A 24,207-nucleotide genomic window follows, 5' to 3' on the forward strand; every position below is an offset into this window, starting at 1 on the left:
CGGGACCAGAGCCAGCCGCTGCGGCTGTATCCGGAGCACCCGGACCCGGCGCCGCTGGCGCGTCAGACGCAGTCGTCATACCGACCGCGTCGCGGGAAACGTCACCCGCACGTGCCACCAGACCTTCATTCGGCCCGGGCATCGCAGGTCCAGGATCGTTGGTCGTCATACCCGAACCTCCTTACCGTTCAGGGTGTTCGCTGTACCTGCAGTTTACCTGAACGCACCCTGATAGCACAAGAGTTCTATCGGAATAGTTTTCGAATAGCGTGATCCAGGTAGACGACGGGATCTCACTTCACGCCGGCGACGAATGCCGCCAACGCCGAGAGCTATGCCGAATCAGTAACCGCTGCCGGATGTATACGCGGACCCTGGGCCATCGCGTCCCGAAAGCTCGACGGTCGCGACCCCGGGACACCCAACCCCCCAAATCCCGTCCCGAAAGCTCGACGGTCGCGCCTCCGGGACACCAAACGGCGGGTTTCCCGTCCCGAAAGCTCGACGGTCGCGACCCCGGGACACCCAACCCCCCAAATCCCGTCCCGAAAGCTCAACGGTCGCGACTTCGGGACGCCGCGCTGCCCGCCTACTCGCCGTCACTCAGCCCGGCTGCCGCACGCCCGGCGCGCCGCATGACCTCCAGCGGCGCCCGCTGCCCGGTCATCAACTCGACCTGGGCCGCGGCCTGATGGATCAGCATCTCGATGCCCGGCACCACCTTGACCCCGTATGACGCGGCCGCTTCCGCGAGCGGCGTCGGCCAGCCGGCATACACGACATCGAGCAACACGCAGCCCTCCGCACCCCACCCGGCCGCGGGCGCCGGTCCGGCCTCCGACCCTGGCACCGACCGTCCCGCCAACTCCTGCGCCAGCGAATCCGTCGCGCCGGCCGGCACCGCACTGACCACCAGCGGGGCGCCCAGCACAGCGTCGGCGCCGTCGGCCCCCCGCACCACGGAAACCCCGAACCCGTGGTCGCGCGCCTGCGCAAGCGTCGACGCCCGCGTGTCCTTCCGTACCACGAAAACCACCTCGCGCACACCCAGTTCGGCCAGCGCGGCGAGGGCAGAGCGCGCCGTCGCGCCCGAACCAATGACGACCGCGCGACCGGACCGCCCGCCAGACCCGACACCCGCCTCCCGCAGTGCCTCCCGGATGCCCGCCACGTCGGTGTTGTACCCGCGCCATTCTCGGCCTTCGCGAACCAGCGTGTTGACGGCACCGGTCTGCCGGGCGACCTCACTGGAGGAGTCCGCGATCAGCAGCGCCTCCTCCTTCAGCGGCATGGTCAGTGACAGTCCGCGCCACGTCGGACCGAGCCCGGCCACCAAGTCCCGCAGACCTGCCGCGTCGCACTCGCGCCGGTCGTAGCTCCAGTCCGTGAGCCCGAGTGCGGCATACGCAGCTCGGTGCAGGACCGGCGACAGCGAGTGCGCGACCGGCTTGCCGAGCACGGCCGCCCGCGCTCGGGTCAGCATTTCCCGGGGTGCTGGGAGCACCAGTCGTGGAACACCTGCTCGTTGGCCTGCTGCTGCGCGAAGGTGGTCGCGAAGAGCGTCTTGCCCGTCTGCGGGTTCACGGTCACGAAGTAGAGCCACGAACCGGCCGCCGGGTGCAGAGCTGCCTGGATGGCGGCCAGCCCCGGGTTGTCGATCGGGGTCGGCGGCAGGCCCTTGTTCAGGTAGGAGTTGTACGGACCCCGTTTCGCCCGCTCAGCATCGGTGGTGGTGATCGTGCCGCGCTTGCCCTCGGCGTAGTGGATCGTCGAATCCAGTTGCAGCGGCATACCTTCGGCGATGCGGTTGAGGACGACCCGGGCAACCTTGGGCCCGTCGGACGGCACCCGCGACTCGGCCTCCACCAGCGAGGCGATCACCATCACGTCGTGCAGTTTCCCGGCCGGAATTTTCAGCGTCGCGACCTGTGTCCGCCATTCGTTGGCCATCACCTGCAGCTGCTCCTGGGCACTCATGCCTCCGGCGAAGTTGTAGGTCGACGGGAAGAGGTAGCCCTCCAGGTGACCGTTCGCTGCGGCAGGCAGGCCGAGCGAGGCGGCAGTGACCTTCCGGTAGTCGGCCACGGGCACACCGGTCCGTTGCGAGAGCAGCTGGAAGATCTGGCTCGCCCACAGCCCTTCGGGCACGGTCACTCCGGTGCTGGCGAAATTCTTGGGGTCGAGCATCATCGCAAGCGCGGCACTGGCGCTCATCTTCCGGTGCAACGTGTAGCGGCCCGGCTGGATGCTACTGAAATCTCGGCTGTCGTTCGCAACCTGCACGAACGCACCGACCGACTTCACCACCCCCGCCTTGAACAAGGTCTGCGCGATGGCCGCGCCGGTGTCGCCCGAGTGCACGGTGATCTGCACCGTGCCCGTGCCGTTGCCGCTGTAGTCGGGATCGCCCTGGCTGAGGCCGGGCAGATGCAGCTTGCCGACCTTGCTGGCGGCATACCCCGCCCCGCCGAGCACCAGCACCATCACCAGCACGAGCAGCAGGCAGGACCGTCCGGCGCGACGCCGGTGGTGCTTCTTGACCTCTTCGTATGTCGTGTGCTGTCCGTGCTTGCCGCCGTCGCTCTCCGGCGCCCAGCCCGCCAGCTCGGACCACGCGGCGTCGTCGGGATGCACGGCGACGAATTCACGGGTTTCGTCGTCGTCGGAGACGACGACCGGCGCACTCGCGCGTGTGGTCGCGCCGGCCCGAGCCGCACGCGCAGCCGCGCGGATCTGCTCAGTAGCCGCGTGGCTCTGCTCAGCGGCCGCGCCTTCGGTGCTCCGTTCCTGGCTCGCCGCCGCGTCCTCTTTGCGGGCGGCGAGTTCGCGCGCCTCGCGACGGCTGCGCGGCACCGGGTCGCCGGCGTCGGAAAGTGCCATCACCCTGCCGCCCGTGCTGGACGGCAGTGTCCGTTCTCCGTGTGATGGTCGGTCACTCAGGCGCCTTTCGCTGTCGCTCTTTGGTATGCCGCGGCTTGCGCGCGCCGAGCACAACCCCGGCCGGCCGGCCGGAAACGCGCTCGGAGTCTAGCGCGGCTTGCAGGATAAGCACTGCTGCTTGCTGATCGACGATCTCACGCCGATCGCGTGCGCGCAGGCCACTTTCGCGCATTGCCCGGTGCGCGTCGACCGTGGTGAGCCGCTCGTCGACCAGCCGCACGGCCAGTCCCGGACCGAGCCGGCGCAACTCGTTCGCCCAGGCACGGGCCGCCTCGGCGGCCGCCTGTTCCGTCCCGTCCATCGACAACGGGAGCCCGACCACGACCTCGATCGCGGCACGTTCCGCGGCGAGCTCAGCGACTGCCCGTATGTCGGCCGCGTCGCCCGACCGGCGGAAGGTGCCGACCGGTGTGGCGAGCACACCCGCGGGGTCACAGGCGGCGACGCCGACGCGGACACTGCCCACGTCGACGCCGATCCGGACCCCGTGCCTCACCTGGTCCCTGCGAGGTTGTGCAGCTGCGCCTCGATCGCTTCGAGCGCAGCACCCACTGCGGATGCGTCGGTGCCGCCACCCTGCGCGATGTCGGGCTTGCCGCCGCCACCACCGCCGAGCACGCCGGCTGCGGTGCGCACCAGGTCGCCGGCTTTGATGCCGCGCTCGCGCGCCCGCGCATTGGTCGCGACCACCACCAGCGGGCGCCCCTTCGCGGTGCCGGTCACCGCGACGACACTGGGCTCCCCGTCGCCGAGCCGGTCGCGCAGACTCGTCGCGAGCGTGCGCACGTCGTCAGCGCCCGCGTCGCCGGCGTCGTGGGTGAGTACCCGGACGCCGCCGATGCCGGTCGCCGACGCGGCGAGCTGGCCGGCCTGTGCCTGCAACTGCTGCTGGCGCAAGGTCGCGACCTCGCGTTCGGCGTGCTTGAGCCGGGCGAGCAGCGCCTCGATGTGGTCCACCAGTTCGCCGGGCTGCGCCTTGACCAGGCGGGCCGCCTCGGCGACGATCGCGCGCTCGGTCGCCAGGTAGCGCATGGCGTCCATGCCGACGAACGCCTCCACCCGTCGCACCCCGGAACCGACCGACGACTCGCCGGTCACCGTCAGCGCACCGATCTGCGAGGAGTGCGCGACGTGGGTGCCACCACACAGCTCGCGCGACCACGGGCCACCGATCTCAATGACGCGCACCTGCTCGTCATACGTCTCGCCGAAGAGCGCCAGCGCCCCCCACTCGCGCGCCTCGGGCAACGTCATGTACTGCGAAGAGACCGGAAGGTCTTGCCGCAGTGCGAGATTCGCGACTTCTTCAATCTCGGAGCGCGTCTCGGCGGACAGCGCGCTGCTCCACGCGAAGTCGAGCCGCAGGTAGCCAGGCTTGTTGTAGGAGCCGCTCTGCAGCGCGGACGGACCGAGCACCTGCCGCAGCGCAGCGTGCACGACGTGCGTGCCGGAATGCGCCTGGCACGCCGAGATGCGCCAGTCGGGATCGACCTGCGCCTGCACGTCCTCGCCGACCTTCACCTCGCCGGAGGCGACCTCCACGGTGTGCACGACCAGGCCCTTGACGGGGCGCTGCACGTCGATGACGCGCAGTTCGCCGGTGGGCGTGGTGATGATGCCCTCGTCGGCGATCTGCCCACCTGACTCGGCATAGAACGTCGTGCGATCGAGCACCACCTGGCCGGTCGCGCCCTCCCCGAGACCCTCGACCCGCTCACCGTCCGACACCAGGCCGACGACCTTGCCTTCGGTCGAAAGTGCTTGGTATGCCTGCCAATCGGTCGCGCCGAGCGCCCGCAGTTCCTTCCACACCTCGGTGTGTGCGTGGCCGCTCTTCTTCGCCTTGGCGTCGTCCTTCGCCCGCTGGCGCTGCTCGGTCATCAGCCGGCGGAACCCGTCGCGGTCCACCTCGACGCCCTGCTCGGCCGCCATCTCCAGCGTGAGGTCGATCGGGAATCCGTAGGTGTCGTGCAACGCGAACGCCTCCGACCCCGGCAGGGTCGGCGTGCTGCCGCCGCCGAGTGCCGCGGCGGACTGCTTCGCCTTGGTGACGGCGGTGTCCAGGATCGTGGTGCCCTGGTCGAGGGTGCGCCGGAAGGCGTCCTCCTCGCCATACGCGATCTGGCTGATCCGGCCGAAGTCGCTCTCCAGCTCCGGGTATGACGCCTTCATCCGGTCAAGACTGACCGGCAACAGTTCGGGCAGCGCCGTGCCGCCGTAACCGAGCAGCCGCATGGCGCGCACGGCCCGGCGCAGCATCCGACGCAAGACATAGCCGCGGCCCTCATTGCCCGGGGTGACACCGTCGCCGATCAGCATCAGCGAGGAGCGCACGTGATCGGCGACCACGCGCAGGTGGACGTCGTCGGGGTGGCTGGAGGTCGCCGCGTGGCCGGAGTGCTCGCCGTAGCGGCGTCCGGTCATCTCGGCCGCCTTGGCCAGCACCGGGTAGACCTCGTCGATCTCGTAGAGGTTGTCCTTGCCCTGCAGCACACTCGCGATGCGCTCCAGGCCCATCCCGGTGTCGATGTTGCGGCTGGGCAGCGGACCGGCGATGTCGAAGTCGGCCTTGCTGCGCACCTGCGACAGTTCGTCCTGCATGAAGACCAGGTTCCAGATCTCCATGTAGCGGTCCTCGTCCACGGACGGGCCGCCCTCGGCGCCATACTCGCCACCGCGGTCGATGAAGATCTCCGAACTCGGCCCACCGGGGCCCGGGACGCCCATGCTCCAGTAGTTGTCGTTCTCGTCGCGACGGGTGATGCGCTCGGCCGGTATGCCGATGAGGTCGCGCCACAACGCGAACGCCTCGTCGTCGTCCTTGAAGACGGTCGGCCACAGCTTGTCGCCGTCCAGGCCGTAGCCACCCTCGGACTGCGGTGCGGTGAGCAGGCCCCAGGCGAGTTCGATGGCCTCGCGCTTGAAGTAGTCACCGAAGCTGAAGTTGCCGTTCATCTGGAAGAACGTGCCGTGCCGGGAGGTCTTGCCGACCTCCTCGATGTCGCCGGTGCGCAGGCACTTCTGCACGCTGGTCGCACGCTGCCACGGCGGCGTCTGCTGCCCCAGCATGTAGGGCTTCATCGGCACCATGCCGGCGTTGACGAACAGCAGGTTCGGGTCGTCGTAGATCAGCGGCGCGGACGGCACGACCGTGTGGCCGTTGCGTTCGAAGTAATCCAGCCATCGTCGGCGGATCTCCGCGGTTTCCATCATCAATTCCTTTACGTATCAGTCGAACTCGCGCGCATAGCTAGTCATCTCGCGCTGGTTGAGTAGCGCAGGAGCGCATCGAAACCGCGCGATCACGACCGCAGCTGCTGTGCTCGGACAAGGGTCAGAAGCGGGGCCTAGCGGCCCTCGATAGCTCGCGCGTCCGAGACGCTCTCGCCCGGCAGGGTGAGATGGGTGTCGGCGGCGAGCACCTCACGCAACTGTCCCTCGCGCACCGCCATACCGTCGTGCACGTCCCGCCGGAACCGTTCGACCGCGTCGCGCGTGCCCGGCCAGCTGACCACCGCAATGCCTGCGGCCAGCGCCGCTGTGCTGAGCAACCACTTCATGAGCGCCGGCCGACCTTGTTCGATGGCTTCATCCGACGCATCTCAACCGCCGAGCGCACGCCATAGCTGAACGCCGCCACCTTGATCAGCGGGCGCCCGACCGTTGCGGACACCACGGAGGTCAGCGCACTGACGTTGGTGGTCATTGCCGCGACGTTGGAGGAGATCGTGTCCAGCCGCTCCACCTGCTGCCCGGTCGCGGCCACGGTGTCGGTGATCTCCCGCAGCAGCGGCACCGTCTCGTCGGTGATCTCTCGCACCCCGGCACGTGCCTCGTCCAGCACCTTGCCGGCCTTGCCGACCACCGAGCCCATGCGCAGCACGAGAACGACGAACGCCAACGCGGCGATCATCCCGGCGACGTCTCCCAGGGAGACTTTCATGACTGGTCTCGTTCCATGATTGCCCACCAGCCTACCGAAGCCGCGCGCGCGAGCCTGCATCGTTATCGGCCATGCGTCGTCCTCCGGCGACCCAATGGCGAAAGGTCAGTTGTTGTCGTCAGCCCTCGGGTCTCACGACAACAACTGACCTCTCGGTGGGCACTCGGCCAGGTTGCGTTTCCGGTGCCGGCCTACGAAGCTTCCACGTCGGCGACGAGCTCGGTCTTCACCTCGGGGAAATGACACGCGATCGTGTGCTTCGGCTTGTCCTTCGCCGGCTCGAGCGGCGGTTCCTCCGCGGCGCAGATCTCCTGCGCCTTCCAGCACCGCGTGCGGAAGCGGCAGCCGCTGGGCGGGTCGATCGGGCTCGGCACATCGCCGATCAGCCGGATCCGCTCGTTGGGCACCGCACCCCGCACCACATTCAGGTCCGGCGCGGCCGACAGCAGCGCCTGGGTGTAGGGGTGCTGCGGCTTCTCGTAGATGTCCTCGCGGTCGCCGATCTCCATGACCTTCCCGAGGTACATCACCGCGATCCGGTCACAGAAGTGCCGCACAATGCCCAGGTCGTGCGCGATGAAGACGAACGCAATGCCCAGCTCCCGGCGCAGCTTGCTCATCAGGTTCATCACCTGCGCCTGGATGGACACGTCAAGCGCGGACACCGGCTCGTCCGCCACGACCACCTTCGGCTCCACCGCCAGCGCCCGGGCGATGCCGATGCGCTGACGCTGACCGCCGGAGAACTCGTTCGGGTAGCGGTTGACGTGCTCCGGGTTGAGGCCCACCAGCTCCAGCAGTTCCTGGACCCGCGGCTTGACCTGGCTCTTCGGCACCATGTCGTGGATCTCCAGCGCGGCACCGATGATCTTCAGCACCGTGAACCGCGGGTTCAGCGACCCGTAGGGGTCCTGGAAGATCATCTGGATGTCGCGCCGCATCGGGCGCAGATCCTTCTCCTTCATGTGCGCGATGTCGCGCCCACCGAATTCGATGCTGCCCGCGCTCGGCTCGATCAGCCTGGTGATCAGGCGGCCCGTTGTGGTCTTCCCGCAGCCGGACTCCCCCACCAGCCCGAGCGTCTCGCCCTTGGCCAGGTCGAAGCTGACCCCGTCGACGGCGCGCGTCTGCAGCGTCTTGGGGAAGAGACCGGAGTATTCCTTGACCGGGAAATACTTGGCCACGTCGGTCACCGTGAGCAGGATCTCCCGCTCCCGGGACGACTCGTGCACGATCGTCCCACCCGCACTCTTGGAAATGTCCACGACCGGTGGTTCGACGGCATCAGAGGTGTAGTCGGTCATCGCTCACTCCAGCGTCGGGGCGACTTCGTCGGCGAAGATCGCGGCAGGGTCCTCCAGGTGGCACCGGGTCATCCGGCCGGGCTCACCGGGAACTTGACGGAATTCGGGCAGCTCTGCTGCACAGCGGTCACCAGGCACCCGGTCGGAGAAGCCGCACCGCGGCCGGAAGGAGCAGCCCTCCGGCAGGTTGAGCAGGCTCGGCGGATTCCCCGGGATCGGATGCAGTTCAGTGCCGACATCAGCAGTCAGCGACGGCACCGACGAGAGCAGCCCCCAGGTGTAGGGATTGCGCGGGTTGGCCAGCACTTCCTGGGCGGTGCCGTGCTCGACGCTGCGCCCGGCATACATCACCAGCACGAAGTCGGCGATCTCGGCGACCACCGCCAGGTCATGCGTGATCATGATGATCGCCGACCCGAACTCCCGCTGCAGATCGTTCATCAGGTCGAGAATCTGCGCCTGCACCGTCACGTCAAGTGCGGTGGTCGGCTCGTCCGCGATCAGCAGCTTGGGGTCGTTGACCAGTCCGAGCGCAATCATCGCCCGCTGCCGCATGCCGCCGGAGAACTCGAACGGATATTGCTTCGCGCGCCGGTCCGGGTTCGGGACACCGACCCGGTCCAGCATCTCCACGGCCCGCTTCGCAGCCACCTGCTTGGACACCTTGTGGTGCGCCAGGTAGGCCTCGGCGATCTGCGGACCCACCTTCTTGAGCGGGTGCAGTGACGATTGGGGGTCCTGGAAGATCATCGCCGCCGTCGTGCTGCGGATCCGCTGGAATGTCTTCTGCGGTGCTCCGACGAGCTCCTGGCCGTCCAGCAGGATCGAACCGCTGATCCGGCTGCGCTTCGGATCGTGCAAGCCCATGATCGCCATGGACGACACGCTCTTGCCGGACCCGGACTCACCGACGATGGCGAGGGTCTGGCCGGCCCGCAGCTCGTAGGAGACGCCGCTGACGGCGTTCACCAGGCCGTCCTCGGTCGGGAACTGCACCTTGAGGTCCTCGACCGTGAGGATAACGGGAGCGTTCGGGTCGAGCGGAGGGCGCCGGGCCGGTGCCGGGGATCCGCTGCCTGCGAGAGTAGATGTCATGAGAGTTTCACCGTGGGGTCGACGACGACATAGAGCAGGTCAACGATCAGGTTGGCGACCACGATGAAGGCCGCGCCGACCAGCACCGTCGCGGAGATCACCGGCAGGTCACTCTGCCCGAGCGACCTGATGGCCAGCAGACCGAGGCCCTGCACACCGAAGATCTGCTCGGTGAAGATGGCGCCGGACAGGCTGGTGCCGATGTCGAGCCCGATCAGGGTCAGATAGGGCGCGAACGTCGCCCGCAGGGCGTGCACCCAGACGACCCGACGCTCCGAGATGCCCTTCGATCGCGCCGTGCGCACGTAGTCGGCCGAGAGCGTGTTGATCATGAAGGCGCGCACGAACCGGACATAGTAGGTCGAGTTGAACAAGCCGTAGATGATCCAGATGCCGAGGAATCCGATGAACCATTTTCCGGCGTTCTGGGTGAGCGGCACGTATTGCGTGCCGGGCAGGATGTGCCAGTCGAAGATCAGGTAGAGGTTGAAGATCAGCGCCACCGCGTAATAGGGCACGTTGCCGATCACCTGGGAGACGCCGACGATGATGCGGTCGAGCGGCGAACCCCGCGTGCGACCGCTGAGTACGCCGAGGATCAGGCCGCCCGGGATGAAGATCACCGCACTGCCGAAGACGATGGCAAGAGTCACCGGCAGGGCCTGCTTGATCATGGTGGTCGCCGACTCCTGCTGGATGTAGGACCAGCCGAGGCACGGCGCATCGCAGTGTCCGACGAACGACCCGTTGTTCGTGATGTCGCGGCCGACGACGATGCCCTTGACATAGTCGCCGAACTGCTTCACGACCGGCTCGTTGAGCCCGAGCCCCTGGTTGATGGTTTTCACCCGGGCATTGGTGCAGTGGGTGCCGCACAACTGGTAGGCGACGGCATCCTTGGCCGGACCGGTGAAGAACAGGCCGAACACCAGCACGATGGTGGCCAGCAACACCGAGATCGCGAGCAGGATGCGCCTCGCTAGATAGACGATCATTGAAAGGAGTGCCTTTCAAGGAGTGGAAGTTGACCGTGGCGTGAGGTGGTGGCGACCGGGGCCGGCCGCCACCACCTCACGTGCTGCAGATGCGAACGAGCCGCGTCAGCTCACATAGAGAGCCGAGAGCACCGGGATCTCGTTGTTCGGGTTGAGCACGACGTTCTTGATCTGCGTGCCGAAGATCGCCGTCGACAGCGCATAGTAGTCGGGCAAAGCCGGCAGATAGTCGGTCATCAGCTGCTTGTCCAGCGCTGCCCACTTCGGACCTGCAGCTGCGGGTTCCATCGCGGAGTATTCGTTGATCTCCTTGGTGATCTTCGGGTTGCTGAACTCTCCGACCGTCTGGCCATTCGCGATGCCGGCGCCGTTGAACAGCGGCGGATATTCCGCGTCACCGGTCGGCCAGTCGTAACACCAGCCGGGGACGCCCTGGCCCATGTTGACCGGGAGGGTGGTGTTGGCGATCTTGGTCGTGTATTGCTGGCCGCTGACGCCGATCGCCTTGACCTTGAATCCGGCCGCCTCCAGGCCTGCAACCTTCGCGTTGTTGGCCGCAACCCGGGTCGGGGTGTCGTTGCGGTAGTACCAGCTCAGTTGATAGCCCAGCTTGCCCGCCGCCTTCAGCATCGCCTTGGCCTTGGCCGGGTCGCCCGGGCCCTGGCCGGTGGCACCGTTGACCGGCGGGTAGGCCTTGAAGCCCTGCAGGCTTGGCGGCGCGTAGGTGGTTGCCGGCTCGTAGTTGACCGTGGCGAGCTCGGCGGCCTTGCGGATGTTGTTGTAAGGCCACGCAATCGCAATGATCTTGCGGATGTTGAACGGGATCTTCCGGGTGTCCATGTTGACGTAGTACTCGCACGCACCCGGCCCGGAGACGAACTGGTCCTTCTTCGCGCCGGTGACCTGGCTGACCACCGAGGAATCGACCGCGTTGATGTCCACCGAGGTGGTGCCGACGCCGCTGCCGGACAGGATGCGCTGCTGCGACTGCTTCGGGTCGACGTTGAAGTTGATCACGTAGCCGTTGGCGTACTGGTGCCGCACCGGGTCGGTCTTGGCGTCCCAGTAGGGGTTCTTGCTGAGCACCATCTTCTGGCCCTTGGTGTAGGAGTCGACCTTGTAGGGCCCGGTCGTCAGCGGGTGCAACTGGTAGTTTCCCCGGGTGTCCTTGCTCTGCGGGATCGGGCTGAACTGGGTGAAGCTGGCGAAGAAGTTGAATGCCGGCATCTTCTTGACCAGGTGGAAGACCAGGGTGTTGTCACCCTCGGTCGTCACGCCCGGGAAGTTCACGTCCGGCTGCTTGAACGGGCCCTTGTAGGTCGAACCGCCCTTCAGGAACTCCATCTGGTAGTTCGGTCCGTTTGCCGCGACGGTGTCCTGGGCGAACGAGCGCTTGATCGCGTAGACGTAGTCGGCGAGCTTCACCGGCGACCCGTCGGAGTATTTGATGCCGGTCTTCACGTGGAAGGTCCAGGTCAGCCCGTCGGCCGACTCGGTGCCGAGGTTGGTGGCCAGGTCGGGCACCAGCACTGCCTTGCCGTCGACGATCTTGTACTGGGTCAAGGTGCGGAAGAGCAGGCCATTGCCGACCGCGCCGGAGTCGGTGTAGTAGATCCCCGACGGGTCCATCGTGGGCGGCGCGCTGCCGTCGTTGATGTTGATGATGCCGCCCGTCTTGGCCCCTGGCACCGGCGCCGCCGGGCTGGTCGCCGTGGCATCGGTGCCCAGGGCTGCGGCCTTGCTGTTCGCGGCGTTCAGCGTGTTGTTGCCACCTGTGCTGCTGCCCTTGCTGCCGCCGCCGGGTCCGCTGCTGCTGCACGCGGCGAGCGTCAGCGCCAGCACTCCGGACGTCGTCAGCGCCACAAGCTTGGTCCTGCGCATCGTGATTCTCCTTGTTTGTTGCTCCGGCGGTCGCCGGGTGTCTGGATGGGTTGTTTCGGAACGGAATCCGCTGAAGGTCAGCGGCGGGTGTTGGGGTTGAACGCGTCGGAAATGGCATCGCCCAGCAGGCTCAGGCAGAGCACCGCGATCAGCAGGCCGATCAGCGGCACGAGCAGCGGCAGCGGGAACGCCTGCATCTGGTCCTGGGCGAGCGAGATGTCCAGGCCCCAGTCGGCGGTAGGCAGGGTGAGACCGACACCGAGGTAGGACAGACCCGCCTCGGCCCCGATGTAGGCCGGGATCGCGAGGGTGATCGAGACGAGGATGATGCTGGTCAGGTTGGGCAGCACTTCCTTGAAGAGCACCCGCCCAGTGGGCGCGCCGAGTGCGCGCGCCGCCTGGACGAACTCGCGCTGCCGCAGTGCCAGCGTCTCCCCCCGGACCAGCCGGCAAGTGCCGGCCCAGCCGGAGAAGACGAGCACGATCATCAGCACGACGATGCGCACCTGCTGAACTTGCGACTGGGACGGCTCGCTGCCTGCCAGGTATTGGCTCATCACCGGCACTAGCGCGATCGCCATCAGCAGAATCGGCAACGAGAGCGAGAAGTCGGTCAGCCAGCCGATCACCCGATCGACCCAGCCGCCGAGGAATCCGGCGAGCAGGCCGAGGACGACCCCGATGACCGTGGTCACGATCGACGCCGAGATGGCGATCAGGAAGGACGGGCGGATGCCGTAGACGAAGCGGGCGAAGACGTCATACCCGTTGGAGGAGGTGATGCCGAGCCAGTGCTGGCCGTTGGTGTAGAAGCTCGGCAGGTTGTCGTTGCCGATCAGGTCATAGTGTGTCGCAGTCGGCGACTGGCCTTCCAAGCCTGCCAGCAACGGCGCGAAGATGCCCATCAGCACGAAGAGCACCACGATGACCGCGCAGACCATCGCGATCTTGTCGCGGCGCAGCCGCGCAAACGCGATCTGCACCGGCGAGCGGCTCTCCAGCTTCTTGCGGCCGCTGTCACCGGGCGAACCGGTCGCGGCCCGCAGGGAACTGCCCGCTTCGTTCCCGGCTGCGGCCACTTCGTCCAACGTCGAATTGACGTCACCGGGTCCGACGGTCATCGATCCTCCATGCCCTTTCGTAAGGTCAGCGGCAACCACAGCCGTGCCGTGGTGGTCATCTCGGCGTGCACCCCCGCCTGCCGTGACGGGTTAACGATGCCACAGCCGCCTGAGCGTACAACCGTGTCCACATGATGGTCATCCAATCGTTATATTTGGTGACCGATCGGTCAGCCAACCCAGATCTGCGCAAAGTCCGGCAGCCCCTTGTTCGGGTCGTCGACGACATTGTGCACCTTCACGCCGAGCACCGAGCTGGCTTTCGAGTACGACAGGGGGATGCCCATCACCTGCTCGGCCATCTGCTTGTCGAACGCCAGCCACTTCGGTTCGGCCGCAGTCGGATCCAGCGAACTGATCTCGGTCAGCTGCTTGTCGATCGCGGCGTCCTGCAGGTTCGCCACCGACCGTCCGTCCTTGGCCGTGGACGAGCTGAACAGCTGCGGATAGATGGAGTCACCGGACGGCCAGTCGTAGCACCAGGAGCTGATGCCCTGCCCGACGTTCATGCCCGTATTGGTCTGGTTGATCTTGGTCGAATACTCCTGGTCGCTGACCGGCACGGCCTTGACTGTGAATCCGGCCGCTGTCAGGCCGGCCTTGAGGGCGTTGCTCTGCGCGATCAGCTGCGGGTTTCCCTCGTCGTAGTAGTAGGAGAGCGCGAAGTTCTCCTTGCCGGCAGCCTTCAGCATCGCCTTCGCCTTCACCGGGTCGCCGGGGCCTTGGCCCGTCATACCGTTCACCGGTGGGTATTGCTTGATACCTGGGACCTGCGGCGGGGCGTAGGTGGTGGCCGGATCCAGGACGTAGGAGTTCTCGCCGTCCGCCTTGCGGGTCTGGTCGTAGGGGTAGGCGACCGCGATCGCCTTGCGCACCGCGAGCGGGATCTTCTGTGAATCCAGCGGCAGGTAGGCCTCGCACGGCGACGGCCCGAAGAGGATCTGCTTCGGATGGGAGGCGATCTTGCCGGTCAGCGACGCGTCGACGCCGGAGATGTCCACCGTCGTGGCACCGCCGGCCACACCCGCCAGGATCCGCTGCTGCGTGGTCAGCGGATTGACTCCGAGCTTCACGTCGATCTGGTTGGGGTACTGGTGGCGGATCGGGTCCGACTTGGGATCCCATTGCGGGTTCTTCACCAGCACGATGCTCGAACCCTTGATCAGCGACTTGACCATGTATGGACCGGTCGCCAGCGGGTCCTTCTGGTAGTCGCCCCTCTTCTCGGCCGACTGCGGGATGGGCGACGCGGCGGGGAACGCCAGGTAGTAGGGCAGCGTGGGCCACTTGCGCGCGAGGTGGAAGACGACGGTGTCGTCGCCCTGCGCGGTCACGCCCGGGAAGTCGACCTTCGGCTGCTTGAACGGACCCTTGTAGGTGGACCCGCCCTTCAAGTACGACTGCAGGTAGGGAACTGGCCCATTGCCACCGAGGGTGGGATCGAAGGACCGCTTGATCGCGTAGACGAAGTCGGCCGCCTTCACGGTCTCGCCGTTGCTGTATTTCATGCCCGGCTTCAGCTTGAAGGTCCAAGTCAATCCGTCCGCGGACTGCGTGCCGAGGTCCGTGCCGAGGTCGGGCACCAGGGTGGCCACACCCTTGCTGTTGATCTGATAACCCGTCAGGCCACGCGTGACCAGGTCGGACAAGATGCCCATCGAGAACTCGTAGTAGGCACCGGCCGGGTCCCAGGTCGGCGGATTTCCGACGTTGGTGATGGTCAGCGTGCCGCCGGTCTTCGCGCCCGCGACAGCCGGAGCCGGGCCCTTGACGGAGGGGTCCATGGCGGCGGCCGTGACCTTCGCACGGGGCGTCGAGGATGTCTTCGCCGAGGCATTGCTACCACTCGGGCCGCTGTTGCTGCATGCCGCCAACGGCATCGCCAGCATGACCACGGCCACGGCGATCTTGCTCGACCTACGCATGTTGTAACTCCGATTCGATGAAGCGACGGGATGATCTCTCGCACAGTGCCACGACCCCAGCGACTCGCGTGCGGTATTTACGGCACCTGAAACACGATCGTTACTTGTTTACCATCACGTATCGCAGCCGTGGGGAAAACTCACGACCCGCGTATGACGCTCCGCACGGACTGCCACCGGGGACCGAGGCTCTGCTCCCAGCCGCGATCGGTCGGCTGGTAGTAGTCGGCGTCGAGCAGGTCGTCGGGCAGGAACTGTTGCGGGCCGACACCGCCCGGCTCGTCGTGGCTGTAGCGGTAGCCGTCACCGTGGCCCAGCTTCGCGGACCCGGCATACCCCGAGCCACGCAAGTGCGGTGGCACCGCTCCCCCGCGACCCGCACGCACGTCTTCCAGCGCGGCGTTGATCCCTCGGTAGGCCGCGTTCGACTTCGGCGCGATGGCGTTGTGCACAACCGCCTGCGCCAGGATGATCCGGGCCTCCGGCATCCCGATCTGGGCGACCGCATGCATCGCGGCGACCGCGGTCTGCAGCGCGGTCGGGTCCGCCATACCGACGTCCTCGCTCGCGCTGATCACGATCCGCCGGGCAATGAACCGCGGGTCCTCACCCGCTTCCAGCATCCGGGCGAGATAGTGCAGGGCCGCGTCGACGTCGCTGCCGCGCATGGATTTGATCAGAGCGCTCGCGACGTCGTAGTGCTGATCGCCCGCCCGGTCGTAGCGCACCGCGGCCGTGGCGATCGCCTGCTCGACGTGCGCGAGGGTGATCGCGACGGGCGTGGTGCCGGCGTCGGCAGCGTCCAGCGCGACACCGGCTGCTGCCTCCAGCGCCGTCAGCGATCGGCGGGCGTCCCCGCCGGCCATGCGCACCAGATGGTCGCGGGCATCGCCGGCGAGAGTGAATTGCCCTGCCAGACCACGATCTTCGCGGATCGCGTCAGCGAGCAGCCCAGCCACGTCGTCGTCGCCGATGGACTCCAGGCGCACCAGCATCGAGCGGGACAGCAACGGCGCAATGACACTGAAACTCGGGTTCTCCGTCGTCGCCGCGACCAGCACGACCAGCCGGTTCTCGACGCCCGGCAACAGCGCGTCCTGCTGCGCCTTGCTGAACCGGTGGATCTCGTCGAGGAAGAGCACGGTCTGCCGGCCGTAGAGACTGCGTTCCCGGGTCGCCTGCTCCATGACCGCCCGCACGTCCTTGACGCCGGCATTGATGGCGGACAGCTCGACGAAACGGCGTTCGGCGGCGTTCGCCACGAGATGCGCCAGGGTGGTCTTCCCGGTGCCGGGCGGACCCCACAGCACCGCGGACACCGGTCCGGCGGCACCCGTCGCCCCCTCGATCAGCCGGCGCAGCGGACTGCCGGGCCGCAACGCCTCGCGCTGACCGCGCACCTCGTCCAGCGAACGCGGCCGCATGCGCACCGCGAGCGGCGCGGTGCCGGGGCCACCCTCGTCGGCGGTGGCGCTGAACAGGTCATCGGACACGCGTGACACCGTATGCGGCGTGCCGGACATCGTGACTCGTCGCCTCCCCGGAAGTGCTCTGCACCGGTTGTTCGCGGACGATCCGTTCGTGCGCTGGGATGTCGCGCGTCCGCACGAGACACGGATCTGGGTGTGCGGGGATTCCGTGGCGTTTCAGCGGCATTCGCACTCCAGACGCTTCCACGGCATCAGCGTGCTCGGCGCCGCGCAACTTCCTCGGCTGCTCGACGCGGTGTTGGCGGAGCTGCCGCCCGCGATCAACGGCGTCTCGATCGAGCGGGGTTTCCTGCAACTCCTGCAGGAGCGACTCGGCGACCAGCTGACCGGTGGCGGCGACTGGGACTGGATGTGGACGGTCCAGGCCCCGCCGGTGCTGCCTGCCGAATCGGTGCTGGTCCAACTCGATGACACGCGCGACGCCGCCGCCATCGCCGCACTCAACGAGATCGGCAGCCCCACCGCGGAGTCGGAACCTGGCAGCGGGCGCACCGAACTGTGGCTGGGTGCCCGCGACGGCGGTCGGCTGATGGCGGCGGGCGCCATACATCGCACCGACGGGGGTACCCCGCATTTGGCCGGGATCGTCGTGCACCCGTCCGCCCGCGGCCGGGGGCTTGGTGCGGCACTCACCGCCGCCCTGACCCGCCACGCCATCCGGACCGATGGGGTCTGCACCCTCGGGATGTATGCCGACAACGATCCCGCACGAGCCGTCTACGACCGCCTCGGCTTCACCGTCGCGCGCTCCTGGGCCAGCCGCGGACTACGCCGTCTCGACACGGAGGGAATGATTGCCTGATGACCGAACTCACTGATGCCCTCCGACTCGAGGAGTCGGGCACCGGCTGGGCCGGCACCCTGACCAACGACTGGGCGATCGGCGACGCGGTGAACGGCGGACTGCTGATGTCGCTGGCGGCAACCGCGGTGGCGCGGTCGAGCACCGCGGCTGGTGGGCACGCCGATCCGCTGACCTTCTCCGGCGTCTTCCTCTCCCCCGGTGCTGCCGGACCCGTCCGGGTGGAACCGCAGATCCTGCGCTCCGGCCGGTCGATGACGACTGCCCAGGTCAGCGTGAGCCAGCCGGCAGGTGACGGGTCGGTCGAGCGGATGCGCGCCCTGCTGACCCTGGGAGACCTCACCCGGTATGCCGACCCAGTGCAGAAGACCGTTGCGGCTCCAGAAATTCCACCGCCTGAGCACTGTGTGTCAGCCCGAGACGCTCCGCCGTCGACCCTCACCGAGTCCGGGTTCCTCAAGCGGTTCGACGCCCGGATGGATCCGGCCACGATCGGCTGGGCGGCCGGGGAGCCGAGCGGCAACGGCGAACTGCGCGGCTGGCTGCGGCTCGCCGACGGAGCCGACCTGGACGCAATCGGGCTGCTGCTGGTGCTCGACGCGTTCCCGCCGGTGTCCTTCGACCTCGGCTCGGTCGGCTGGGTGCCGACGGTCGAGTTCACCGGGTATGTGCGAGGGGTCCCCGCGCCCGGCTGGTTGCAATTGCGGCTGCACACCGAGCACGCCGCCGGGGGCTTGCTCAACGAGGACTGTCAGGTGTGGGATTCCTCCGGCCGGCTCGTCGCGCATTCGCGCCAACTCGCGTCAGCGCGCTTCCCCGCGTAGGCCCGCTGCCTCCCGATCGAGCGGCACACAAACGCATTGAGCGGCACAGCAATTCACCCGGAATTACTGTGCCGCTCGATGCAGAAGTGTGCCGCTCGATCAGGGGCGCTCGTCCGGCGTGGCGTCGACGCCGGCCTCCTTGCGCTGCGCCGCGGTGATCGGGGCGGGCGCCGCGGTGAGCGGGTCGTAGCCACCGCCGGACTTCGGGAACGCGATCACCTCACGGATCGAGTCGGTGCCGGCGAGCAGCGCGCAGATGCGGTCCCAGCCGAACGCGATGCCGCCGTGCGGCGGGGCGCCGAACTGGAACGCGTCCAGCAGGAAGCCGAACTTCTCCTGCGCCTCGGCTTCCGACAGGCCCATCACCTTGAACACTCGCTCCTGAATGTCCTTGCGGTGAATACGGATCGAGCCGCCGCCGATCTCGTTGCCGTTGCACACCATGTCGTAGGCGTAGGCCAGCGCCGAACCAGGGTCGGTGTCGAAGGTGTCGAGGTATTCCTTCTTCGGCATGGTGAACGCGTGGTGCACCGCGGTCCACGCACCCGCGCCCACCGCAACGTCTCCGGACGCCACCGCGTCCGCGGACGGCTCGAAGAGCGGCGCGTCCAGCACCCACAGGAACGACCACTTCGACTCGTCGATCAGCCCGCAGCGCCGGCCCACCTCCAGCCGGGCGGCACCCAGCAATGCGCGAGACGACTTGACGTCGCCCGCCGCGAAGAAGATGCAGTCACCCGGCTTGGCGCCGACATGGCCTGGCAGTGCTGCGATTTCGGCCTCGGTGAGGTTCTTGGCCACCGGGCCGGTGAGCGTACCGTCCTCCTGTACGAGGATGTAGGCGAGGCCGCGGGCACCGCGTTGCTTGGCCCACTCCTGCCAGGCGTCGAGCTGACGCCGCGGCTGCGAGGCACCGCCGGGCATGACGACCGCACCGACATACGGCGCCTGGAAAACCCGGAACGTGGTGTCCTTGAAAAGCTCTGTGCACTCGACGATTTCGAGGTCGAAGCGCAGGTCTGGCTTGTCAGAACCGTACTTCGCCATGGAGTCGGCATACGTCATCCGCGGGAACGGCGTGGGTAGGTCGACGCCGATGACCGCCCACAGCGCCTTGGCGATCGCCTCGCCCAGCTCGATGATGTCGTCCTGCTCGATGAAGCTCATCTCGATGTCGAGCTGGGTGAACTCCGGCTGCCGGTCGGCGCGGAAGTCCTCGTCGCGGTAGCAGCGGGCGATCTGATAGTAGCGCTCCATCCCGGCGACCATCAGCAACTGCTTGAACAGCTGCGGGCTCTGCGGCAGGGCGTACCAGCTGCCCGGCTGCAGCCGGGCCGGCACCAGGAAGTCGCGAGCTCCCTCGGGCGTCGAGCGCGTCAGCGTCGGCGTCTCGATCTCCACGAAGTCGCGCTCGCCGAGCACCGAGCGCGCGGCCGCGCTCACCTTCGAGCGCAACCGGATCGCGCCGCCTTGCGCCGGGCGGCGCAGGTCGAGGTAACGGTACTTCAGTCGGGCCTCCTCGCCGACGTTGATCCGCTCGTCGATCTGGAACGGCAGCGGTGCCGACTCGCTGAGCACCTCGATTTCGTCTGCCACCACGTCGATTTCGCCGGTCGGCAGGTCGGGGTTGACGTCCTTGGCGTCACGCGGCGTCACCGTGCCGGTCACCGCAATGCAGTATTCGTTGCGCAGCCCGTGCGCGGCGCCGGTGAGCACCTCGTCGCGAGCCACCACCTGGACGACGCCGCTCGCGTCGCGCAGGTCGAGGAAGGCAACTCCGCCGTGGTCGCGGCGACGGGCCACCCACCCGGCGAGGGTCACGGTGGTGCCGGCGTCCGCTGCGCGCAGCGTTCCGGCGTCATGTGTTCGAAGCATGTGCGTTCCTTTCGGGTCGGTTCCTGAAAGGTCGCGCTGGGCCACCTGCCAGGAAGGCAGCCCGGGAGGTGTGGGCGGGGGCTAGATCGCGGTGCCACCACACCTTCGCCGGGGAAACCCCGGCCTCTCGTCGGTCCGCCGCACGCGCGGCCCGCGGCCGGCGCTCGGGTGTATGGCGGGACAGTCCCGTCATACACGCTCGGGCGCCCGGTGGGTCGTCACTCCGCCACCGCAGGCGTCACCATCGTACGACGCGCCACCCGCCGCCCGGAAATCAATATCGGGCTGTCGCGGAAGTCGATGAGCCGTACCTGACCGGCGACGACCTCTACGACGAAAACGGCCTGCCCAAGTGATCGTGGACACGTCGGCGATCATCAATGGCGACGACTTCACACACACCGACATTCGGTCGGCTCTCGCCTGACTCGCCACGGTTACCCTGCAGGGCATGGACGCCGACGAGATCCTGCGGGTCGCTACTTCGAGCTACTGGGTGCCACCGGACAGCGAACGGGTCGTCGGCGATGGCTACGCCGTCGTGCGCTACGACAACGGATTTGCTTATGACACAGGCGTTTACGAGATCGAATCGGACCTGCCGGCCGCGCAGATCGTCGCCGAGGTCGAGCAACTCGCGGTCGGCTGGGGCCGGCCCGCGATCTACTGGAACGGCCTGACCGAACACACCCGCCCGGCCGACCTGGTGCACCTCCTGCTGGACCGCGGCGGCGAGGAGCTGGAGCGGCTGGCGATCCTCGCAATCGACCTGGCCGGCCGTCCGGCCATCGACGTGCCGGAGGACGTGACGGTCGAGGTGCCGCTGGACCGCGCCGGCTGCACGGCCTCCGCGATCGTGGCGGCCGAAGGGTTCGAGCGGCAGCCCGCCGCCGTGACCGCCGAGCAGATCGCCGGGCAGCGCCATACTGTCGAGTCGGGAGCCGGCGTCTCGTTCGTCGCCTATCTCGACGGCCGGCCCGCCGCCACCGGCGGCACGACATACGTCGCCGACGGACGGGTCGCCAAACTGTGGGGCGGGGCGAGTGCCGGCTGGGCACGAGGCCGCGGCGCCTACCGAGCAGTGCTGGAAGCCCGGCTCGCCGCCGCCTGCGACCGAGGCTGCGAGATCGCCGTGGTCGGCGGCCGGCTGGGCACGTCGGCGCCTATCCTGCGCCGCGCCGGGTTCCGGCAGTATGGCGAGGAGTTCATGCTGCGAGTGCCGGTCGGTGACGACGCGCGGTAGCGCCATACGGCACGCGCGGCACTGACGGCACCCGGCGCTGCGACCCGTGTACGCCACGTGAAGACCGCGTGAACGCCTGTTACAAACTTCTGTTTCTGTTGCACGCTTGGTTCAATCCGGCGCTACGCTACGTCTCGATGTCCACGACAACGAGTTCACTTCCCGTGCTCCTCCTCGACTTCGACGGCACCATCTGCCTCGGGGACGAGCCCGTCCTCGCGTATGCCGACGCCGCGGCCCGGGGGCTGGCGCCCGCCGATGCCCAGCGCATCCGCAGCACGGTGCAGGAGTTCGTCGACGGCAAGCTGGGCGGCCGCTGGCCGGACGGCTATCTGGCCGTGCAGGACCTCACCCGCGAGCAGCTCGACGAGACGGCACTGAACACCGCGTATGCCGCCTCTCGGAAGCGCCTGCAGGCCGGAGAACTGGCGGTCTACGCGCCGGACGGGCTCGCGGACTTCCTGAACGGGCTGGACGGTGTCGCTGAGCGCGTGCTCGTCACCAACGCGCCCGCCGAGGGCGTCACCGAGGTGCTGCTGCAACTCGGCGTGACGTCCCTGCTGGACCGGGTGGTCTCCTCGGCCGCCAAGCCGGACGGCTGGGACGCCCTCCTCCCCCAGATCCTCGGAGACCGGCCCGCCTCGGCGGCCGTCTCCGTGGGCGATGTCTACCGCAACGACATCGCGCCGCTGATCGCCCACGGCGCCGCGACGGCCTTCATCGACCGTTTCGGAGTCGCCGATCTGCCCGCATCCCCCACCTGGACCGCGCGGTCGTTCCCCGACCTCTACTCCACTCTCGCGGAGTGGCTCGACTCCGCTCACCCCGAAGGAAACTGACATGGTCACTCCCCGTCGTCGACTCATCGGCGCCGCCACCGTCGCAGCAGCGTCAGCCCTCGCGCTGGCCGGCTGCGGCGCCTCCAGCTCCGGAGGTAACGCCGCCGCCTCTGGCACCGGCACCCACTCCGGCTCCGGCGGCGCGCAAGGCGCGTGCACCGGCTCCTCGAACGCCAAGGCCGCTGCACCGAAGTCGCTCACGCTCGCCCTCGTCCCGTCCGGCAACGCCAACCAGCTGGTGCAGACGGTCAAACCGCTCACCGAGGCGCTGACCAAGAGCCTCGGGATCCCGGTCAAGGGCGTCATCACCACGGACTACCAGGCAGCAGTAGAAGCGATCGGCGCCAATCAGGCGCAGATCGGGATGCTGCCCTCGCTGCAGATGTCCCAGGCCTGCGAGCGGTATGGCGCCGTGCCCTCCCTGCAGTCCGTCCGCGCCGGAAAGTCGAGCTACGCCGCCCAGTTCTTCACCGACGACCCGAGCAAGTACTGCTCCGACAAGCCGGTCAAGGGTGCGAACGGAATGCTCTACTGCAACGGCACCCAATCGGGCAACGGTCCCGCTGGGCTCAGCTCGCTGAGCAAGCTGAAGGGCGCGAAAGTCACTCTGCTGCAACCGGCTTCGCCGGCCGGATACATCTTCCCGGTGGCCGCACTGAAGGCCGCGGGCATCACGATCAAGGACCTCAAGGTCACCCAGGTCACCGCCAACGACGCCGCCGTCCAGTCGGTCTACAACGGTGACTCGCAGGTCGGTGCTTCCTACTGGGACGCCCGGAGCGTGGTCACCAAGAGCGACCCCGACGTCGGTACGAAGGTCGTCGTCTTCGCCCTGACCAAGGAGATCCCGAACGACGGCGTCTCCATCTCCAGCAAGCTGAGTCCCGCCTGGCAGGCCAAGATCAAGAAGGCTCTGCTCGACTACGCGGCGACCTCCGCCGGCAAGAACGCGCTCAACGCGATCTACCAGATCACCGGCCTGGCCCCCGCGAACCCGACCGCGCTGGCGGAGACCCAGAAGGTCGCCAACTCGATCGGCGTGAGCTGACGTGACCGATCGACGACCCGGCACCGCAGGTGACCCGCAGATCGTCTTCGACGGCGTGGGGGTCACCTACCCGAACGGCTATCGAGGCCTGTCCGACATCTCCCTGACCATCCCCGCGGGGCAGATGGTCGGTGTCGTCGGGCTCTCCGGTGCCGGGAAGTCGACGTTCGTCCGCACGATCAACGGTCTGGTGACGGCCACCGAGGGAAGCCTGACCGTCAACGGTCGGGACGTGACCACGGCGCGCGGCAAGCAGCTGCGCGCGGTGCGCTCCGACATCGGGATGGTCTTCCAGGGCTTCAACCTCACCGGGCGCACGACGGTCCTGAACAACGTGCTGATGGGCCGGCTCTACTCAGCGCCCTGGTGGCGCACCCTGCTCGGCGCGTGGAAGTCCGACGACGTCGAGCTCGCCATGGATGCACTGACCCGCGTGGAGATCGTGCAAAAGGCTTACACGCGAGCGTCCGAGCTGTCCGGCGGGCAGCAGCAGCGGGTCGGCATCGCCCGGGCACTCGCCCAGCAGCCCTCGATCATCCTGGCCGACGAGCCGGTCGCGTCGCTGGACCCGCCGACCTCGCATGTGGTGATGGAGCACCTGCGCCGGATCAACGGCGAGCTCGGCGTCACCGTCATCACCAACCTGCACTTCCTGGACCTGGCCCGGAAGTATTCCGATCGCCTGCTCGGTCTGCGTGGCGGACACGTCGTCTTCGACGGCACCGGGGCCGACGCGGACGAGACGGTGTTCGAGTCGATCTACGGCCGATCGCTCACCGGCGAGGACGTGCTCGACGCGACCCCGAACCTGGAGACGTCGTGAGCGAGCGCAGCGAGCGACCCATGAGACTCAGGGCGAACGACAGCACCCGACGAAGGAGG

At 67.8% G+C, this 24,207-nt stretch carries 21 protein-coding genes; 7 read left to right on the top strand and 14 right to left on the bottom strand.

Features of this window, described 5'->3' with window-relative positions; genetic code table 11:
• Positions 1–589: 589 nt before the first annotated feature.
• The 12 genes from EFY87_RS18480 to EFY87_RS18535 form a co-directional block, all read right to left on the bottom strand.
• Positions 590–1,483, bottom strand: coding sequence for a shikimate dehydrogenase (locus EFY87_RS18480; protein ID WP_123272965.1), 894 nt, complete (start codon positions 1,481–1,483; stop codon positions 590–592).
• Positions 1,477–2,880: an endolytic transglycosylase MltG gene (gene mltG, locus EFY87_RS18485; protein ID WP_123272966.1), complete on the bottom strand. Its 1,404-nt coding sequence runs from the start codon at positions 2,878–2,880 to the stop codon at positions 1,477–1,479. Before mltG ends, EFY87_RS18480 begins: the two co-directional genes overlap by 7 nt.
• A 52-nt stretch (positions 2,881–2,932) precedes the next feature.
• Positions 2,933–3,436: a Holliday junction resolvase RuvX gene (ruvX, locus tag EFY87_RS18490; protein WP_123272967.1), complete on the bottom strand. Its 504-nt coding sequence runs from the start codon at positions 3,434–3,436 to the stop codon at positions 2,933–2,935.
• Entirely contained in the window at positions 3,433–6,150 is a 2,718-nt protein-coding gene (gene alaS, locus EFY87_RS18495; protein ID WP_123272968.1) for an alanine--tRNA ligase, read from the bottom strand. Before alaS ends, ruvX begins: the two co-directional genes overlap by 4 nt.
• A gap of 137 nt (positions 6,151–6,287) precedes the next feature.
• Entirely contained in the window at positions 6,288–6,500 is a 213-nt protein-coding gene (locus EFY87_RS18500; RefSeq protein WP_123272969.1) for a hypothetical protein, read from the bottom strand.
• Entirely contained in the window at positions 6,497–6,883 is a 387-nt protein-coding gene (locus EFY87_RS18505) for a DUF948 domain-containing protein (protein ID WP_123272970.1), read from the bottom strand. Before EFY87_RS18505 ends, EFY87_RS18500 begins: the two co-directional genes overlap by 4 nt.
• Positions 6,884–7,074: 191 nt before the next feature.
• The gene (locus tag EFY87_RS21030) at positions 7,075–8,187 is read right to left on the bottom strand and encodes an ABC transporter ATP-binding protein (protein ID WP_123272971.1); all 1,113 of its coding nucleotides are present in this window, start codon (positions 8,185–8,187) and stop codon (positions 7,075–7,077) included.
• A gap of 3 nt (positions 8,188–8,190) precedes the next feature.
• Entirely contained in the window at positions 8,191–9,282 is a 1,092-nt protein-coding gene (locus tag EFY87_RS21035; RefSeq protein WP_123272972.1) for an ABC transporter ATP-binding protein, read from the bottom strand.
• Positions 9,279–10,277, bottom strand: coding sequence for an ABC transporter permease (locus EFY87_RS18520; RefSeq protein WP_123272973.1), 999 nt, complete (start codon positions 10,275–10,277; stop codon positions 9,279–9,281). Before EFY87_RS18520 ends, EFY87_RS21035 begins: the two co-directional genes overlap by 4 nt.
• A gap of 105 nt (positions 10,278–10,382) precedes the next feature.
• The gene (locus EFY87_RS18525; protein WP_123272974.1) at positions 10,383–12,158 is read right to left on the bottom strand and encodes an ABC transporter substrate-binding protein; all 1,776 of its coding nucleotides are present in this window, start codon (positions 12,156–12,158) and stop codon (positions 10,383–10,385) included.
• A 77-nt stretch (positions 12,159–12,235) separates the two neighbouring features.
• Positions 12,236–13,279, bottom strand: a complete 1,044-nt coding sequence (locus EFY87_RS18530) for an ABC transporter permease (protein ID WP_123272975.1) — start codon at positions 13,277–13,279, stop codon at positions 12,236–12,238.
• Between the two features lie 170 nt (positions 13,280–13,449).
• A complete protein-coding gene (locus EFY87_RS18535; RefSeq protein ID WP_158607712.1) occupies positions 13,450–15,063 on the bottom strand; it encodes an ABC transporter substrate-binding protein in 1,614 nt (537 codons plus the stop codon).
• Between the two features lie 10 nt (positions 15,064–15,073).
• Here EFY87_RS18535 and EFY87_RS20430 point away from each other — a divergent pair, with 10 nt between their 5' ends.
• Positions 15,074–15,211 carry a hypothetical protein gene (locus EFY87_RS20430; RefSeq protein ID WP_158607713.1) on the top strand — a complete coding sequence of 46 codons (138 nt, stop codon included), beginning with the start codon at positions 15,074–15,076 and terminating at the stop codon, positions 15,209–15,211.
• 133 nt (positions 15,212–15,344) lie between these two features.
• On the opposite strand, the gene EFY87_RS18540 is transcribed toward EFY87_RS20430, so the two are convergent.
• Positions 15,345–16,727 carry a replication-associated recombination protein A gene (locus EFY87_RS18540; protein WP_123272977.1) on the bottom strand — a complete coding sequence of 461 codons (1,383 nt, stop codon included), beginning with the start codon at positions 16,725–16,727 and terminating at the stop codon, positions 15,345–15,347.
• On the opposite strand from EFY87_RS18540, the gene EFY87_RS18545 reads away from it, so the two are divergent.
• Together EFY87_RS18545 and EFY87_RS18550 are read left to right on the top strand one after the other, a co-directional pair.
• Entirely contained in the window at positions 16,717–17,496 is a 780-nt protein-coding gene (locus EFY87_RS18545) for a GNAT family N-acetyltransferase (protein ID WP_158607714.1), read from the top strand. The genes EFY87_RS18540 and EFY87_RS18545 overlap by 11 nt on opposite strands.
• Entirely contained in the window at positions 17,496–18,320 is an 825-nt protein-coding gene (locus EFY87_RS18550) for a thioesterase family protein (RefSeq protein ID WP_123272978.1), read from the top strand. The genes EFY87_RS18545 and EFY87_RS18550 overlap by 1 nt, the downstream gene beginning before the upstream one ends.
• Positions 18,321–18,419: 99 nt before the next feature.
• Here EFY87_RS18550 and aspS read toward each other — a convergent pair whose 3' ends face one another.
• On the bottom strand, positions 18,420–20,195 hold the full coding sequence (aspS, locus tag EFY87_RS18555; RefSeq protein WP_123272979.1) for an aspartate--tRNA ligase: 1,776 nt from the start codon (positions 20,193–20,195) through the stop codon (positions 18,420–18,422).
• Positions 20,196–20,646: 451 nt separating this feature from the next.
• Between aspS and EFY87_RS18560 the strand changes: the two genes are divergently transcribed.
• The 4 genes from EFY87_RS18560 (at position 20,647) to phnC (ending at position 24,148) form a co-directional block, all read left to right on the top strand.
• Entirely contained in the window at positions 20,647–21,438 is a 792-nt protein-coding gene (locus EFY87_RS18560; protein WP_123272980.1) for a GNAT family N-acetyltransferase, read from the top strand.
• Between the two features lie 137 nt (positions 21,439–21,575).
• Positions 21,576–22,277 carry an HAD family hydrolase gene (locus EFY87_RS18565; protein ID WP_148043400.1) on the top strand — a complete coding sequence of 234 codons (702 nt, stop codon included), beginning with the start codon at positions 21,576–21,578 and terminating at the stop codon, positions 22,275–22,277.
• A gap of 1 nt (position 22,278) precedes the next feature.
• Complete coding sequence (phnD, locus tag EFY87_RS18570; RefSeq protein WP_123272982.1) at positions 22,279–23,325, top strand: phosphate/phosphite/phosphonate ABC transporter substrate-binding protein; 1,047 nt, start codon at positions 22,279–22,281, stop codon at positions 23,323–23,325.
• Position 23,326: 1 nt separating this feature from the next.
• Positions 23,327–24,148 (top strand): phosphonate ABC transporter ATP-binding protein, encoded by an 822-nt coding sequence (gene phnC / locus EFY87_RS18575; protein WP_123272983.1) that lies wholly within the window; start codon positions 23,327–23,329, stop codon positions 24,146–24,148.
• Positions 24,149–24,207: the final 59 nt, after the last annotated feature.

The sequence above is a fragment of the Flexivirga caeni genome (assembly GCF_003724155.1).
Classification (GTDB): domain Bacteria; phylum Actinomycetota; class Actinomycetes; order Actinomycetales; family Dermatophilaceae; genus Flexivirga; species Flexivirga caeni.